The organism is Bacteroides propionicigenes (assembly GCF_018390535.1).
GTDB classification, from domain to species: Bacteria; Bacteroidota; Bacteroidia; order Bacteroidales; family Bacteroidaceae; genus Bacteroides; species Bacteroides propionicigenes.
In genome coordinates this window covers 62,369-78,299 of record NZ_JAHBBW010000002.1, presented here as the reverse complement: position 1 = coordinate 78,299, position 15,931 = coordinate 62,369, and the positions used below count along the sequence as shown (strand labels likewise).

Annotated in this window: 13 protein-coding genes, 1 tRNA gene and 1 pseudogene; 5 read left to right on the top strand and 10 right to left on the bottom strand. The window is 40.5% G+C overall.

The features are described 5' to 3' along the window. Positions 1-200: 200 nt before the first annotated feature. The 3 genes from KG118_RS03150 to KG118_RS03140 all read left to right on the top strand — a co-directional run bounded on the left by KG118_RS03150 (position 201) and on the right by KG118_RS03140 (position 2,453). Positions 201-1,352: a TlpA disulfide reductase family protein gene (locus KG118_RS03150; protein WP_117710334.1), complete on the top strand. Its 1,152-nt coding sequence runs from the start codon at positions 201-203 to the stop codon at positions 1,350-1,352. 189 nt (positions 1,353-1,541) lie between these two features. Continuing rightward, a complete protein-coding gene (gene greA, locus KG118_RS03145; protein ID WP_009122218.1) occupies positions 1,542-2,006 on the top strand; it encodes a transcription elongation factor GreA in 465 nt (154 codons plus the stop codon). A gap of 54 nt (positions 2,007-2,060) precedes the next feature. Continuing rightward, positions 2,061-2,453: an HIT family protein gene (locus KG118_RS03140; protein WP_117710333.1), complete on the top strand. Its 393-nt coding sequence runs from the start codon at positions 2,061-2,063 to the stop codon at positions 2,451-2,453. Between the two features lie 90 nt (positions 2,454-2,543). Here KG118_RS03140 and KG118_RS03135 read toward each other — a convergent pair whose 3' ends face one another. Next, on the bottom strand, positions 2,544-3,629 hold the full coding sequence (locus KG118_RS03135; protein WP_187119998.1) for a mannose-1-phosphate guanylyltransferase: 1,086 nt from the start codon (positions 3,627-3,629) through the stop codon (positions 2,544-2,546). A 156-nt stretch (positions 3,630-3,785) separates the two neighbouring features. On the opposite strand from KG118_RS03135, the gene KG118_RS03130 reads away from it, so the two are divergent. Next, positions 3,786-3,869, top strand: a tRNA-Leu gene (locus KG118_RS03130). Positions 3,870-3,981: 112 nt separating this feature from the next. Here the strand turns inward: KG118_RS03130 and KG118_RS03125 are convergent. Then, positions 3,982-4,644, bottom strand: coding sequence for an Abi family protein (locus KG118_RS03125; RefSeq protein ID WP_117682179.1), 663 nt, complete (start codon positions 4,642-4,644; stop codon positions 3,982-3,984). A gap of 187 nt (positions 4,645-4,831) precedes the next feature. On the opposite strand from KG118_RS03125, the gene KG118_RS17410 reads away from it, so the two are divergent. Beyond that, the gene (locus tag KG118_RS17410) at positions 4,832-5,668 is read left to right on the top strand and encodes a hypothetical protein (protein WP_233519591.1); all 837 of its coding nucleotides are present in this window, start codon (positions 4,832-4,834) and stop codon (positions 5,666-5,668) included. A 320-nt stretch (positions 5,669-5,988) separates the two neighbouring features. Here KG118_RS17410 and KG118_RS03115 read toward each other — a convergent pair whose 3' ends face one another. From KG118_RS03115 to KG118_RS03080, 8 genes and pseudogenes are all read right to left on the bottom strand, one after another. Further along, positions 5,989-7,392: a mobilization protein gene (locus tag KG118_RS03115; protein ID WP_117682178.1), complete on the bottom strand. Its 1,404-nt coding sequence runs from the start codon at positions 7,390-7,392 to the stop codon at positions 5,989-5,991. Positions 7,393-7,602: 210 nt separating this feature from the next. After that, positions 7,603-8,559 carry a toprim domain-containing protein gene (locus tag KG118_RS03110; protein ID WP_117682177.1) on the bottom strand — a complete coding sequence of 319 codons (957 nt, stop codon included), beginning with the start codon at positions 8,557-8,559 and terminating at the stop codon, positions 7,603-7,605. A gap of 232 nt (positions 8,560-8,791) precedes the next feature. Further along, positions 8,792-9,982, bottom strand: a complete 1,191-nt coding sequence (locus KG118_RS03105; RefSeq protein ID WP_004291344.1) for a primase-helicase family protein — start codon at positions 9,980-9,982, stop codon at positions 8,792-8,794. A 4-nt stretch (positions 9,983-9,986) separates the two neighbouring features. Beyond that, positions 9,987-10,301 (bottom strand): helix-turn-helix transcriptional regulator, encoded by a 315-nt coding sequence (locus KG118_RS03100; protein ID WP_004291341.1) that lies wholly within the window; start codon positions 10,299-10,301, stop codon positions 9,987-9,989. Between the two features lie 169 nt (positions 10,302-10,470). Then, positions 10,471-11,412 carry a DUF6043 family protein gene (locus KG118_RS03095; RefSeq protein WP_165859001.1) on the bottom strand — a complete coding sequence of 314 codons (942 nt, stop codon included), beginning with the start codon at positions 11,410-11,412 and terminating at the stop codon, positions 10,471-10,473. Positions 11,413-11,419: 7 nt separating this feature from the next. Beyond that, positions 11,420-12,754, bottom strand: coding sequence for a site-specific integrase (locus KG118_RS03090; protein WP_117682176.1), 1,335 nt, complete (start codon positions 12,752-12,754; stop codon positions 11,420-11,422). A 95-nt stretch (positions 12,755-12,849) separates the two neighbouring features. Next, positions 12,850-13,042: pseudogene (locus KG118_RS03085) on the bottom strand (recombinase family protein); the annotation flags it as partial. A 276-nt stretch (positions 13,043-13,318) separates the two neighbouring features. After that, positions 13,319-15,844 carry a cellulase N-terminal Ig-like domain-containing protein gene (locus KG118_RS03080; RefSeq protein ID WP_117710332.1) on the bottom strand — a complete coding sequence of 842 codons (2,526 nt, stop codon included), beginning with the start codon at positions 15,842-15,844 and terminating at the stop codon, positions 13,319-13,321. Between the last annotated feature and the right edge of the window lie 87 nt (positions 15,845-15,931).

Sequence of the window (15,931 nt, the reverse complement as noted above, 5' to 3'; positions counted from 1 at the left end):
AAAAAATGTTTTATATCTATATTTCTTTCAAAATTCCCGCAAAGATACATATTTTATTCGTGTAATGCGGTGGGAATGAGATAAAAAGTTTGTATTTAGTTGTTTTTTGCACTTTTATAAGTGTAAGAAGCGGGAAAATGCTTTGACTAACCGTGAAAAGAAGTATATTTGCACGTTCTTTTTAGAAAAATACACGAAATATGAAAAAGATTCTTTTTGTAGCGTTGGCTGTTTTAGGGCTTAGCGCATGTGATTCTGAACCGAAATTTAAAGTGGAAGGCGAAATATCCGGTGCTGATGGTAGGGTTCTTTATTTGGAAGCTTCGGCTCTGGAAGGTATCGTTCCTTTGGACTCTGTCCGGCTGAAAGGCAATGGTACATTTGCTTTCAAGCAGACACGTCCGGCATCTCCGGAGTTTTATCGTTTGAGGGTAGATGACAAGGTTATCAACTTTTCCATAGATTCTACAGAAACTGTCCGGGTGGATGCACCGTATACGGATTTTTCTACAGCTTACTCAGTAGAGGGTTCGGCAAATAGTGTGAAAATAAAAGAACTTACCTTGAAGCAAATGCAGCTTCAAACCAATGTGAATGCGTTGATTCAGAGTATGCAAGCCCATCAGATTGGAGCTGATATGTTTGAAGACAGCCTTGCCACACTGATGAAGAACTACAAGGATGAAGTGAAGATAAGCTATATTTTTGCAGCTCCCAATACAGCTGCAGCTTATTTTGCCTTGTTTCAGAAATTGAATAATTATCTGATATTCGATCCGTTGAACAATAAGGATGATATTAAGTGCTTTGCTGCTGTGGCGACCAGCCTGAATAATTACTATCCGCACGCCGACCGTTCAAAGAATCTTTATAATATTGTGATAAAGGGGATGAAGAATACCCGTGCTCCGCAGCAAAAGGTTGTGGAATTGCCTACGGAAGCTGTTTCGGAAATCGGTATAATTGACATTAACCTGCGTGATATGAAGGGTAATATGCACAAATTGAGTGATCTGAAGGGCAAAGCTGTTCTCTTGGATTTTACGATTTATCAGAGTGCGGTTTCTCCTACACATAATTATATGTTGCGCGATTTGTATGATAAGTATGCCGCTCAGGGTTTGGAGATTTATCAGGTTTCTTTGGATGCTGATGAGCATTATTGGAAAACAACTGCTGATAACTTGCCATGGGTGTGTGTACGTGATGCTAATGGAGTATATTCCAGTATAGCTGCCGCTTATAATGTACAGTCGCTTCCTGCGGTTTTCCTTATAAACAAGAAGAGCGAATTGAGTGCTCGCGGTGAGACAATTAAGGATTTGGATGCAGCAGTAAAGGCTTTATTATAACATGTTATAAATTAGAAGATTTCATTTAAATATGTTACAAAGCAGTACTTTTTGCTTGACACGCATTATTTAAAAGTCTATCTTTGCAAAGGAAATAGGAAAGAGGGTTCCAGCATGCTGACCATGTTGGAATTCTTTTTTGTTTATAGTACCATTAAAAAATACATATAAAATAAGGAGGAAAAAAGTATGGCTTATATGTCAGAAGAAGGCTACAATAAGTTGTTGGCCGATTTGAAACAGCTGGAAACGGTAGAGCGCCCGAAAATTGTGGCAGCTATTGCAGAAGCGCGAGACAAGGGAGACTTGTCTGAGAATGCAGAATATGATGCAGCAAAGGAAGCCCAAGGTCTTCTTGAAATGAAAATCAATAAGTTGAAACAGGTGATTGCCGACGCTAAGATTATTGATGAATCTAAATTGAAGACTGACAGTGTACAGATATTGAATAAAGTGGAACTGAAGAACGTGAAGAATGGTATGAAGATGACTTATACTATTGTTTCTGAAAGCGAAGCTAACCTGAAAGAGGGAAAGATTTCTGTAAACACTCCGATTGCGCAAGGTTTGCTTGGTAAAAAGGTAGGAGATGTTGCTGAAATCAAAGTACCGCAAGGTATGATTAATCTGGAAGTAGTAAACATTTCATTTTAAAAGAAAGGCAGGTCCGTATGCGGGCTTGCCTTATTTTATATATATTATAAAGTTATGGCAACAATATTCAGCAGAATTATCGCAGGTGAAATACCTTGCTATAAGGTGGCGGAGGATGATAAATTCTTTGCATTTCTTGATATTAATCCATTGGTGAAAGGTCATACATTGGTCATTCCCAAACAGGAAGTAGACTATATATTTGATTTGAGGGATGAGGATTTGGCTGAGATGCATGTCTTTGCAAAAAAAGTGGCGTTAGCTATCGGTAAGGCTTTTCCTTGCAAGAAAGTGGGTGAAGCCATTTTAGGCTTGGAAGTTCCTCATGCACATATTCATTTGATTCCTATGCGGAATGAAAAAGATATGCTCTTCTCTAATCCTAAACTGAAATTGACAGATGCAGAATTTAAGGTAGTAGCCGAAGCTATTCGTATGGCACTCTAAGAGATTTAATTTCCTCCTCTGTATAAAAGCGGTAGTTGAAAACAACAACTACCGCTTTTTATTATGCTTAAAGATTTACTTCATTATTTGTTAAATATAATCCTCTCCCAGTTTGATTTGGGCATCATTTACATATTTACGGATGGAATGTTCTTCATCTTTCTTGCAAATTAGTAGCACATTATCTGATTCGGCAATGAGGTATCCTTCCAAGCCGTCAATAACAGCAAGTTTGTTTTGAGGAAGGACAACGATATTATTCTTGCTGTTATACAGTAAAGACTGACATTTCAAAGTGACATTTTCCAACTCGTCTTTTTGAGAAAGGTCATACAGAGAACCCCATGTACCTAAATCGGACCAACCGAAATCTCCTAATGATACATATACATTATCAGCTTTCTCCATGATGCCGAAATCAATAGAGACATTAGGGCATGCCGGGAAATTCTCATCTATGAATTTCTTTTCCTCAGGCGTTCCATATACGTTCTTCCCGGCTGTCAGTTTGGTCGCTAATTCGGGTAGGAGCAACTCACCGGCTTTGATAATGCTATTTACATTCCACATAAAAAGACCGGCATTCCAGTAAAACTCTCCACTTTCTACGAACACTTTGGCTAATTCCAACTCAGGCTTTTCAGTGAAAGTCTTTACTTTATAGAAGTTACTGTCTATATGTTCTGCAATTTGTATATAGCCATATCCTGTTTCGGGACGGTTAGGCTTGATGCCGAGGGTTAATAATTTGTCTGATTTTGAAACAAATGCCAAACCTTTTTCGATAGCGGTAAGAAATTCACTTTCTTTAAGGATAAGATGATCTGAAGGAGCTACTACAATGTTGGCATTTGGATTCAATGCACGGATATGATAGGCTGCCCATGCAATGCAAGGTGCCGTGTTCCTGCGTGTAGGTTCTAATAAAATTTGTTCAGGCTTTAATTCGGGAAGCTGTTCTTTTACTAAGTCTGCATATAGGTCATTTGTTACGACCAGTATGTTTTCTGTAGGTATTATTTTACTGAAGCGATCAAATGTCTGTTGCAATAATGAACGCCCTGTGCCAAAAAAATCCAAGAACTGTTTTGGAAGAGTTTTGCGGCTGAAAGGCCAGAAGCGACTGCCAATTCCACCACCCATGATTACACAGAAATTATCCTTATTGGTCATCATATTAAATGTTTTAAAAGTTTCTGCTAAAGTACTGCATATTTTATAAACAAGGAATGCTTCCTGCATATTTTCTTACTTTTTTCGCCTTTTTTTGATAAAAGTATTGCAGGTTTCAAAAAAAGCCGTATCTTTGCACCGCAATTGAGAAATCAAGATGCCCAGATGGCGGAATCGGTAGACGCGCTGGTCTCAAACACCAGTGGATTCACTTCCATCCCGGTTCGACCCCGGGTCTGGGTACAAAGATAAAAGCTAAGTGATTGATAGTTCGATACTTAGCTTTTTCTTTTTATCGGAGATGTTCCCAAATTGTTCCCAATCATCCTTATGTATCCCACCAAAGATGGGGCATTTACTTCATGCCATCTATTACTTTTAGTATAGAATCGGGCTTTTCTACCATTCGCAATACAGAATCCGAATCAAATCCCATATATTCTATATAGGTTCGTATTAACTCATAATGCTCTTTGGCATATTTTGTATCTATCGCACGTGTAGCGTTGAAGCAGATAGGTTCATGATGTGCTATTCTGTTACGAAATTCACGGATGGCAGTCAGTTGTTTGTAGATGTCTGTTTGCTTTAAACCATGCGCTTTGTTGGGGAATATTTGAAGAAGTGTTTTTCCTCCTATGCGGTAATTGCGTCTTGTAAACAGATAAGTCCAGAAGCCAAATGTAAAGGAAGCTACCATCTTATCGTTATTGTACACTCCCATATTGGTATAAGTGCGCTGTATGCGTACTATTTCGGAAGCTTCCTGTTCAAGTAATCCATTGGGTCTTGCTTGGTTGATTATCCAATTATCATCATTGAAATATTGTTTGTAGTGAGCGTTTATGGCATTGCGTAGCATTATCTCAAACATACCGATAACTCCATAAAAACGTTGGCTCAACTTGATGTTATATTGGTATAGGCGCAAGGTTTTGGCTTTTTCATTACCACTTGCTTGTGCGTATTTATTTAATCTTGCCGGGGATAGTACCTGCAAACATTCGTCATATTTCATTTGGTATAAGTTTAAAAACAAGACTTTTCTTGCAAAAATAGAAATTAATAGCTATATTTGCAAACGTAAGACCCTGTTGTCCCTGCTGAACAAGCAAACTTCAGGGTTATTGTTTTTTTTATGTGGGTTCTATTATACGTTTTTGATTTTAAAACAATTTGATTATAAGTTAATTAGATGTTTGTTTATGAGGATAGTAAATAATATTATTTTTATTGTCATTATACTAAGTGTGCTTGGTATGACAAGTTGCAACGAAGAAAAGCTAGAAGTTTTACCTTTTCATTTGGATAAAAAATCTTATGAGGTAATGTTAATGGGATGGAATGATATTCCTATTACAAACGGTAGTGGTATTCTGAGTGTTACTACTGAAGACAAAGAGATTGTTTCTGTATCATGTATTACTTTAGGAAATGATGGAGTTACTGCTGTACTCCGTATTACAGGACTTGAAAAGGGAAATATAAATCTGATAGTTAAGGATGATGTTACAAATGAAACGGAAAGAATATCTGTAAAGGTTACAGACAGCTATTTGGTTTATAGTGTAGATGAGAGTAAACACCCGTCTTTGCCTAATGGAACGATTATGTATTTGATAAATAATGAAGCTAAGGATTGTTATTTCTTTACATATAATTATATAAAGCATGAAGTATATAGCGATTTTATTACCAAGGGTTCTTATTCATTTTCAGTAGAAAAAAATAGTGATCCAAATCTATCGTATGAAACATTGCCATATTTAACATTAACGTATAAGACGGATGAGAATGATATTCTGACTGATGAAAATGTGCCTGCAAAGGAACATAAATTCAATTTAATAGGTTCTTCTGCATTGACTTATACCGCCATCAATAAGTTTTTGGGAGTTGATTGGGATGAGTTGGCAAAAACTCATAGTTTGCGTTCAGAAAGTATTGTTACCTTCATGAAAATGCAAGAGGATGGCACAAACTATTTGTTGCATGGAGAAATAACACAGTTTCCTCAAATACCTGAGGGGGTTTTGAAATAGGTGTCATTTTTTTGATATGATAATACAAACATAGGTGAGGTGTTGTTTTAGTTAGTAAGGTTTATGATATGGGCAATAAGCAGAGTTACTGCTTGTTCGTTCTGTACAATTAGGATATGCACATTTTCTGTTTCCTGTTATTATTTCTAATATAGTTGAACAAGAAGAAGATAGCATCGAAATGCTTAGACTAATTAATATATTTTTTATTTTTTGCCCATTGTGGTTGATTTATGTGCCTTAACTTTTTAAATGATTTGTAAATATAGGGAATTAAAGTGTAATTCATCATTGAATTACACTTTTTTGCTTATTGTTGGTTATAATTTGAATCCTCTATTTTTTCTTGGTTCTTCTGCTGATTGTCGCAAACCATGCCTTAATTTTTCCCATTGCTCTTTGAACCATTCACCTATCGGCTGCCTGTTTATAGTTAGCACTAATTTATTTTCATCAACCGAACTCTTCTCTATCTTGAAAATATCGTTCTTGATTTCAAATCTTCGTTTATGTTCTTCGGAATAGATTTTTCCGCTGCACCTGATTGCTTCCCTTTTGTATAAAAGAGAATCAACCATCCCCTTGGTAAAGCCAATGACATAACATAATTTTTCCATTCTCAGCATTTCTTTGAGCAATGGGAACCAGCAGAATGCTTTTTCGAGAATGGTACTCAATCGTGAAATTTCCTTGTCTTTGGCTTCAAGTTCTTGATTATGTATTCCTTGAAGATTACGAATTTGTCTGCCATGCTGCTCCTGTATTTGTTGCATCTGAACTTTTAAGTCATCAATGCTTTTGTCACGCTTGGAAATTTCATAGCGTAAACTTTCGTTGGCGTGTTCCAAATCTTTTAATTTACCACTTCCGAAAAGAGAACCTACACCACTGGTTATGGCAGTGGCTACATCGGTAGCTGCACTTTTGAGTTTGTCCGTGCGTATCTCTGCTTTTACTTGTTTGAGTTCTTGTTCGGCAAGGCTTACCTGTTGCTCCTTGTGTCGTTTGGTTTCCTCTATACGTTGCAGTTCGGCTTTCTGTTTTTTTATGATGAAATCGTTTCGCTCCAAGTGCTCCTTACCAGTGACAGCTTTTGCCTGCCCACGTTCCATCAGAAGTATATTGGAAGCCAAGGTCTGCATGGTTGCCATATCCTCATCATTGAGCTTTCGGCTCTTTCCAGTTTCGTGGTTCATCCAGTCGAATACGATATGAGCATGATAGTTCGGCTTGAACCATCTGCCTTCAATTTGAAAGCTTTCTTTGTCTTCCGCTTCCGGCTGACCGTTCAGCCAATGCCCTTCGTCTTTGTGCAGGAAAATTTGTAGTGGAGTGATGCCCCAGCGCCTTTGACACTCTTCACCGAATTTGTGTACATCAGCCAGTGTGGTATCCGGTCTAATGAGCAATACTCCTTCACGGATGGGTGAACATCCCGCCACCTTGATAATTTTTCCATTCTTTCCCTTGCGTTCCCTTTCCTTTTCCTGCATGGCACGTCCGGTCTTTTCCTTGACCATTTGCTTGATATTGTCATAATGAGTTCGCAGTTCGGGAGTGCTGAAGTCGGGATTTATCCACTGTTCGTTGTTGGTGGAAAGTTCGGGAACGACATAGATTCTGGACTCCCCGATATTACGCATATACTCGGCAGTTCTTCGGTTGTGTGCCTCGCTCGATGCGATGTTGCAAGGCTTGATATGTATGCTTGATTTTGTTGCCATAGCTTCTTTTCTTTGTTTGCAATTGATTATTCTGCTCGCTTTCGCAGAGGGGTTCTTAGGGGTAACCCATAAGCGGAGATTGCAAAGAGAGGGTCACTCTTTGCTCGGGGTTCTCAGGGGTGAAACGCCCTGAGTGGGTTATTAGGGCAAAGCTCTAATCCCCTCGGGAGAGCCCACAACTACGAAAGCGGAGCGTGTAGTTATAGTGGGCTATAACCGAAAGCCGTTTTTCTTTTTCGGTGACTGGCTGCTCACTCCTTTGACGGATTGGACTTGCCTTTTTCTTTCAACCTGTTTCTGTAAGTATTCGTTCAAGTCCTTACATCCGCTGTAAGTCTGTGAAGCGTCACGGATGTATCGGTCTCTGCCGTATTCCTTGCGGATTTGTTGGAGGGCTTCCATGCCTGCATGGTCGTTGTCGAAAAAGCAGTGGATGCGTTCGTAATTGCCCAACGGATAGAGAGCCTTGTTTACATTCGATACGGAGTTCAATACGATGTAGTCCTGCCCGTCCAACTCCGGATAATTTGGGCAGCTCTCCTGTCTCAATGTCAGAAAGGAGAGGTAGTCCATAAATCCCTCGAACACATAACAGGTATTCCTCGCTTTCCCAGACTGTCTGATGTGGGAGATTTCCTTTGGAGCGATGCAGCCCTTGAAATAGCGGTTACGAACCTCAAACCCACCCGAAGCATTGAGAAAGGCGATGGCAAAGTACCGCTTGCCGTTGTGGGTGAAACGGGCTTCACTACATTCTCTTTTCGCCAGTTCTATGTTAATTCTTCTGCTTTGTAAGTAGGCAAGCAGGGCAGGAGATGACAGCGGAACAATCTCCAACTGTTGGAAGCTTGGCTCAGAAGAGCTTTGCTTGCCAAAAGAGAAAGATACCGGGCGCACGTGCGGTGTCTGCTCTGCTATCCGTTTCAAGATGTAAGGTATATGGTCGGTAGCGTACAGATGTGCAGCCAGTGCAATGATGTTTCCGCCCTTTCCCAAACCGAAGTCATACCATTGTTCACGTTCGGTATTCACTTTGAACGATGCTTCACTCTCTTCCCTAAACGGAGATTTGTACCAAAGGTTGATACCTTGTTGTTTTACTGGTGAATAACCTAAGCTGTATAGATAGTCGGCTATTCGTATGCTTTTAGCTTCTTCTATTGTCATTTTCTTGCGGATTTGTTGGTGAATGAAAAAATGATGATTTGATGAATTGGGAATTTAACACACTGTTAAACAGCGTTATATCGGCTCATCTTTTTCTCATTAGATTGCTTGCCAAAAGAGAAATGATGTTTTCTTTTTTCATCAGCAATCGTTGTTGATGAGTGTTTGATGAATACATATCTATCTGTAAGGCAATATATTACTTCCCTTATTCATCATTTCATCAAAATAATTAGATAGCGGTCAGTTGTTCTTTCGTTACCGTATAAAACCGACCAGTTTTCCTTTTCGGCTCATAGTGGCACTCACGATGGGGTGCGAACTCATAAGCGGTGTAGGATAACGAATTGTGTGCGGAAGTAAGTTTCCATACTTCCTGCACAACTTTCCTCACTTGATACTTTTCAACCTTGACCTGTGAATAGAGTAGCAAGGTTACAAGGTCGTTCAGGCAGAATGATACGCTTTCCACGTTCATGTTCGACATGATGTCAAGCAACAACTCGGTCATTTCTATTTCCAGTCGGTTGCGGTTGCTTCGGATTATTTTCTGCAAGGCTGCGGTATGTGTCAGTCTTGGGTTGAACCACATACGGCTTTCCTGTGTCGTGGATAGTTCCCTTTGGGTCAGGAAATAAAGAAATGCAGGTATTTCCGCTTTTAGCTTTTGCAGAAAGTTGGTATCATCACTCTGTAACGGCATTATCTTCCGCACCCAGTAGCGTGTTTCTCCTGCGTCTATGAGTATTGGCAGATATTCGTTGTTGGAACATAGCACGAACTTGGCAAAGAAAGCAATCTCCGTTCGGTCTTTGCCTTTGGCTTCCACCTTGTAGGTGAAAGTGGTGCTCAGGTTTTTCAACCGTTCGCTGTCTTCCCTGCGGTTGAGCAAAACTTCGTCCACAACGATTAGCAGCTTTCCTGCCCAGTCGGAATTGAACTGGCTGCGGAAATCTTCGTTGGTGTTGAAAGTCACGTTGTTCTCAAACACGGCTTTCAGGAAGTTCAAGAACGTGCTTTTGCCAGTGTTGCGTTCTTCTGAAACGAGCAGGACAATGGGCAACTTCTGTGTCGGCTGTAGATACAGCAGTTGCATATAATCCATGCCCAGCTCGTATTGCTCTCCGAAGATGTGCCGCATCAAGGATTGGATGTGGGAGAAGTCCCCCTGCTGCGGTTTATGCTCTATCGGCTCGTAAAGGTTCAGAAACCCCTCAATTTCCTTTTGGTAGTTCAGATGATTGGGAACGGTGCAAAAGCCGTCATACTTGGGGACGGTGGCAAGATAGTTCTTTCCATAGTCCTGCCGTAATGTGCTGTTGTTCCATACGACACGTTTCTTTTCATAACCGCCATTGGCGCATGGCTGATTGACCACCTTGTACAAAGTTGTTCCTACGCGCATATATTCTTCCTCCTTCATAGGCTTAGATTAAAGGGTTGTGTTCACCTAAGATTCTCTGAATGTCGGATTGTCGGTATCTGACCTTGTTCCCAACCTTTACAGGCTTCAGATAGTTTTTCTTAGACCAGTGCCAGAGTGTGGTATCACAAACACCACACATCTTTTTCACTTCCTCTTTGGTTAGATACTTCTCCTTTCTTGCTTCCGCAATGGCGGTAGAAAGTTCATGCTTCGCACGGCTGATTAACTGGTTGGAGAATAATAGCAAATCTTCTCCTGTTACTTCCAACTTGATGTTGCCGTTTCCGTTTTGGATAATTGCCAATATGTCTGTCATAGGCTTCTTGAAACTGCCGGTTGTAAGACTTCCCGTTTCGGCAGTATTATAAACGAAAAGCCACTACCCCGATTAGGATAGTGGCGCAAATATATAATGAAAATCAATCGTAAAGCAATGATATTCAATTCGTTAAATTCGTAAAAACGAAAAGCGAATTAAACGAACTTCAATTGGATAGATAGGCTTTCAATTCCTCGATGGCTTCATGGTCTTCACCAATGTCTTTTACCAGTTTCTTGCTGTTTCCAAACGGAGAAGTGAGATTTCTGTATGCTTTCTGGATGCCTCTTTCGTGGACGATTTCTTGTTCCTTGAACTGCTCGTGCAGTGCATTTCTGAAAGTCTTGATGGGACACTTCCGCATGAAGCGGTATTCCACCAGTGCGATAAACAGCCGTGCTATATCTGTTTCCGTAGCATGGGTTTTCAATCGTGTGCCAATTCTTTCAATCAGTATGTCATGCCTTTCTATCAGAAGTTCTGGCAACGTGCGTGTGTCGGCTTTGCGTCCTGCGGTCTTTGGCTGTTCTTCCTGCAACATATCTGTTTCTTCCTCGTCCATGTCTTCATCTTCTTCTATTGCCCATTCCACAAGAGAGTTTTCCTCAATGGCTTTCTGTTGCTTCCTGAACACTTGCCAATCCTCTTTGGTTCTCATGCCATTGGCGATGCTTTTTCTGATAATGAATTTGACCATGCCGGAAACAAGCCATTTGTATAAGGTGGGAATATCCTTTCTTTTGGTCAGTTCCTCACCCTGTTCCACCATGCACTCATAGCTTCGTCCGTAATAGAGCCATGCAAGCATGGCAGGAACAATGCTTCTCTTGTTCGGGGTATGAAACTCATTTACTATCTTCTCAGCAAGGTCTGATTGTAAAAGAACATTTTCCAGTTCCTCGAAATCAGGGTTTCTATCATCACCTATTCTCTTGCGTGCTGCTTCTTTATATTTCGGAACAAGCCTTACAGCCGTATTGAAAATATTGAAGAATCCTTTGAACTTCTTGTCGTTCATTTCTTCTACGAAATCGGCATATTCATCCGGATGGCTGTCGAGCCATTCCTTTATCAGTCTTTTGAAATTATCATATTCTTGTTGTCCCATACAAGTATCAATCTAATAGTTTTACAAGGTCTTTCTTCATTTCTTCGTCAATATCCCTGTATCGTCTGAAAGCTTTACTTCCCTCCTTGTGTCCCGACAGTGCGGAAACGAGGTTCGGGTCTTTCACTTTTTTATAGATATTGCCGATAAATGTACGTCTTGCCAGATGGCTACTTGCCACTTCATAAATTGGTCGTTTGATTTCGTTGTGCGTCAACGGATCTAAGATTGTTACGATGCGGTCAACTCCAGCCAACTTGAATATCTTTTTTATGGCGTCATTGTACTTTTGTTCGGATATGAATGGCAACAGTTTCCCCTCATATTCTTTGTAGCGTTCAAGGATTTCTTTCGCTTTGTCGTTAAGTGGAACACGTACCGTAACCGGATTCCCCTCTTTGGTTTTCTTGGGAATATACTCTATGGCTTCATTGACCACATTTAGTTTGGTCATTCGGTACAAGTCGCTCACTCTGCATCCTATCAGTGTCTGAAATATGAATATATCTCTCTGTATTGCCAGTTGTGGGGTAGCTGAAAGGTCGGCATTGAAAATTCTATCTCTCTCTTCAAGTGTTATATAATAAGGTGTACCGTATGTACATTCTTCTATCGGGAATTTGTCGAAAGGTCTGTTTGTGGTACGCTTGTTATCGAAGCACCACAGGAAGAATGTACGTATTCTTGAAAAACAGTCTATCAGCGTGTTCTTGCTTCTGGGCTGTGGTGTCCTCTTTTCGGGAATGGCTTCATAAATGCTCGGGTAAAGTTCATAGTACTGGTATTCGTTCTGAAAGAAATCCCACATATCCCGAAGCGTGTCAGGTGTTACCAAATCCACGTCAAGGATAAAGCCCTTTTGTCCTCTCTTCGTTGCCTTTACATATAGTTCATAACGTGCTAACGCACGTTGTACTACTCGAAAGTTCTTGATGCGAACTTCTGATAATTTATGCTTGACAAGAAATTCGGCAAACAAATCCAGCAAGGTGGGTTTGGTTTCCGCTGCAATCTCTTCTTCTGTTTTATATCTGTTTGGATGATGATATTTGTCTATGAGTGTGCTTAGCCATTCGCTGTCAGCTTCCGGTGTGTACTCTTGACTTATCAGGTTGATGATGTTCTGTACTTCGTTGTTCAGTGCCAGTTTCTTTTCTTCATGAACAAGGGCTACTCTGTCTTTATACCCTTGCTTCTCGCTACTCCAGTGATTTGGGTTAATTGTCAGCTCACTGGCAGCTTTAATGTCCTTTTTACCATCTCTTAATCGGAAATAGATTGTAGCTACACTATTGGTGTCGTTTTTACTTGCGGATTTTCGGATAAAGGCTGTTGCTTTCATAATCGGGATTTTTAGTAACGGTACAAATATATAAATTGTTCCCAAATTGTTCCCAATCATCCCGAATTTATTTCAATCCGATTAAATAGGATTAACTAAGTGTGTGTTTGTAATATATTGAATATTAGTGTATAATGCTTTATTTTTCTTTGATTTTCTATTTAATAGGATTGTTCCCAATTTATATATTTCAAATGCGGGTCTGGGTACTGAAGCGGAGAAAGTTGAAAAACTCTCTCCGTTTTTCTTTTCTACTTCTCGTAACTCATTGGTTTGCTGATATATTAAGGGATCAACGTAAAAACCTGAGGGATTTTCTTTTTTATGCATACAACATAGTCAGTCTATATAAAAAGAAAGCCTTATCTTTTACCCCTCTGAACTGCGCCCTAAAGAACCAACGTAAAAATGCCATATGAGATGATAGGAAACGGTCTACCTTGAAGATAAGAATGTTGTTCCTAAGAATCTGGGGCAATGTAAAAGAAGGTTTTATATGAACGGAGGGGGATTCGATTTTTTGAATCCCCCTCCGTTGTTTGTTAATATTCAGATCTTAATAGATTAGTTTACCAGATCTTTGAAGGCATGACCGAAAATTACATAACTTGTATTTCCTGCGATAGTGCCTTCATTTTGTCCCCATAGAAATGGCCAATCATCATAATTTTCAAAGTGGTCGGGTTGTCTGAATAATACACCGGGAGCCATATTGCCAGGGATAAAAGAAAAGTCTGCTCGGTTGTTACCATAGAAGACCTCTTTGGGGCGGGTGGCTCCAACGGTTGCTACAAATGAATAGTTGTGGTAAGGGTGGCAACCATATAGCCAGTTGGCTACTTTGAATGCATAGCTGCTGTCTATGATGTCAGGGAAATATTTACTGGCAAAGCAGACTGTGGTGCCAAAATTGACCATGCCGCCGTTTCCTGCCCAATTACCACGTCCAATTGGCAATCCGTAAGGATTGTCTTGGTTCAGGTTATCAAGATATTCCTTGTATTTTGTAACGTATGGACGGAGTTTTTCTTTATATGAGGCATCCATATAAGGAATAGCATCCATGGCAGTCATGATATTGTAGTTGACATTATGTTCTAATGATTGCCATATTTCCTGCGTGAAGTGTTCCAGATAATTCTTTTCTCCGGTAGATACGTATAATTGCAGATTTGCAGCCATATCCTCTGTAGTTTTCTGTCTATTGTTTTTAGGAGAACTTTTTGCCATCAGTTCCGTAGCTTCTTTCAGTAGTCTTTTCGACTGCTTCAGGGCTCTTTCCGAAAGATCATCATTGTAACCCTTCAAGGCGCGACTTGCGGCAGCAAACATGGTAGCTGCCCGGAAGTCCAAACTCGGATTGCGGCTTGTAAAGGCCCACATATCATCCGGAGTACCACTTGATTTTCCATCAGCTGATTTTTCATAAGGGGCTAATTTAGGGTCATAATGGAGCCCATCAGTGATAGATGCTGCGTCTCCCAAGTGATGATAATTATCGAGTACGGAATTGGAAAGGGTCTGTGACATATGCCCTATGTTCTCAGCTTGTGCTACAAGGTTTAATACTCCATGTTCTATGTATTGGATAATGTCGGGAATGCTGTCTGGGCGGTGGAGATCTACGTAACGTTGTTTTTCGTTGATGAATGTTTCGTCGCGTAGCGGTTTGAAGAGTTCCCAGGTTCTGACAAAATTTTGAACGACATTGATATTGGCGCCGGTTTCTATATCAAAATCACCTGCATCAAAGTAGCCGCCTACGTTTAATCCGGGAATTAGTTCCAGTGCCTTGTATTTGGTATCGGTGGTTGGACCTTGACTATGCAGGTCAAAATGGTCTGTACTGGGAGGAGCCTGCAGATAACCTTCTTTGAAAGGTTCACCATGCCAAATACGATATCCTTCATTCACTGTCACGTGATTCATGTGGATAGGAATCCATACATCGGTGGTGGCATCGGTGATATGGTTGTACACTGTTGGGTCAATAAGGAAATTGTTTGTTTTCACATTACCGTACTTGATATAGTATATACCTGGGTTTTTAACTTCCGAGAAGTCGAATTTTGCATAGTTGTATTTGAAGTAGGTCCCCCACGTAGAGGTCTCCCCGGTGAACACTTCTACTTCTGATCCATCTTCTTTTACTTGGTAGACAGAGGCTTTAGAGATTATTTTGTCTTTTTTGTCCAGCTCTATAATGGCTTCTTTGGGCTGTGATGGAAGATAACCCACTTGAGAGAAGCCGATGTTAGGCTCTCTGATCCAGTCTTTGATGGCATTTGGCTCTACAGTCCACGTCAGTACTTTACCGGTTTTGCCGGGAGGCAGAATGCTTCGTAATACGAACCATCCGTTTTGGGCTAACATACGTCCATCAAAAAGCATCAGATCGGTATCTTGGGAAATTACTTTTACGGTTCGTTCGGGAGCATCGGGAGCCAGTATCATGGTACGTCCGGTGGATAATGGTAGCGGATCTACGAATCTGCCTGTTCCCCGGTCATCATAAGTTTTATATCCTTTAAATTGCTTGATTTTTTCGGAGTTGGGGCGAGTAATGGTATTGCTGACGGCATAACGCGGGAAGCGGTCGGGCTGTCCGTCCATGATATAAGTTTTTCCCCAATATTGTGAAGGCAGAAATTCAAGGTTGAATCCAGCGTCTCCTTCCAATTCTTGTGGAAGAGGTTTGTCCAGATAAACGGAAATTTCCACAGCTTTGCCTCTCCCTGTCACTACTATACGGGAGTCGAAGTTGAAATCATCATATCGGAGGGTTACTTCGATGGAATTATCCTTAGTATTTACTTTTCTTGATGGGGTGGAAGGAACCAAATCCCATTGCTCAGGAGTATTGGAAAGCCTGATGGCTCCACCTTGTGCAGTGCGTACACCATGGTGGATGAGTTCGATACCGGAGTTCTTCTCATCATTGAATCCTCCTGAAAATAAGTTGCTGTACACTAGTACGTTGACCCCTTGGGTTTCAAAGTACTCAAGTTCGTTCAGCCTTAAGTTTTGGTCAGGACTATTACTACATGCTGTGGCTAATAGTACGGAACATGCTAATAATACTTTTTTCATTCTGTGTTTTTTTTAGTGGTTAATATGAATTTTGTATGAGTTTTTGTTGTGCATTATTTTAGTGGTGGTTACAACAAGTTGTTGCTG

Bases quoted from the DNA above. Each gene is read 5' to 3' on its own strand.
- KG118_RS03150 (WP_117710334.1), top strand. From the start codon at position 201: ATGAAAAAGATTCTTTTTGTAGCGTTGGCTGTTTTAGGGCTTAGCGCA.
- greA (WP_009122218.1), top strand. From the start codon at position 1,542: ATGGCTTATATGTCAGAAGAAGGCTACAATAAGTTGTTGGCCGATTTG.
- KG118_RS03140 (WP_117710333.1), top strand. From the start codon at position 2,061: ATGGCAACAATATTCAGCAGAATTATCGCAGGTGAAATACCTTGCTAT.
- KG118_RS03135 (WP_187119998.1), bottom strand. From the start codon at position 3,629: ATGATGACCAATAAGGATAATTTCTGTGTAATCATGGGTGGTGGAATT.
- KG118_RS03125 (WP_117682179.1), bottom strand. From the start codon at position 4,644: ATGAAATATGACGAATGTTTGCAGGTACTATCCCCGGCAAGATTAAAT.
- KG118_RS17410 (WP_233519591.1), top strand. From the start codon at position 4,832: ATGAGGATAGTAAATAATATTATTTTTATTGTCATTATACTAAGTGTG.
- KG118_RS03115 (WP_117682178.1), bottom strand. From the start codon at position 7,392: ATGGCAACAAAATCAAGCATACATATCAAGCCTTGCAACATCGCATCG.
- KG118_RS03110 (WP_117682177.1), bottom strand. From the start codon at position 8,559: ATGACAATAGAAGAAGCTAAAAGCATACGAATAGCCGACTATCTATAC.
- KG118_RS03105 (WP_004291344.1), bottom strand. From the start codon at position 9,982: ATGAAGGAGGAAGAATATATGCGCGTAGGAACAACTTTGTACAAGGTG.
- KG118_RS03100 (WP_004291341.1), bottom strand. From the start codon at position 10,301: ATGACAGACATATTGGCAATTATCCAAAACGGAAACGGCAACATCAAG.
- KG118_RS03095 (WP_165859001.1), bottom strand. From the start codon at position 11,412: ATGGGACAACAAGAATATGATAATTTCAAAAGACTGATAAAGGAATGG.
- KG118_RS03090 (WP_117682176.1), bottom strand. From the start codon at position 12,754: ATGAAAGCAACAGCCTTTATCCGAAAATCCGCAAGTAAAAACGACACC.
- KG118_RS03080 (WP_117710332.1), bottom strand. From the start codon at position 15,844: ATGAAAAAAGTATTATTAGCATGTTCCGTACTATTAGCCACAGCATGT.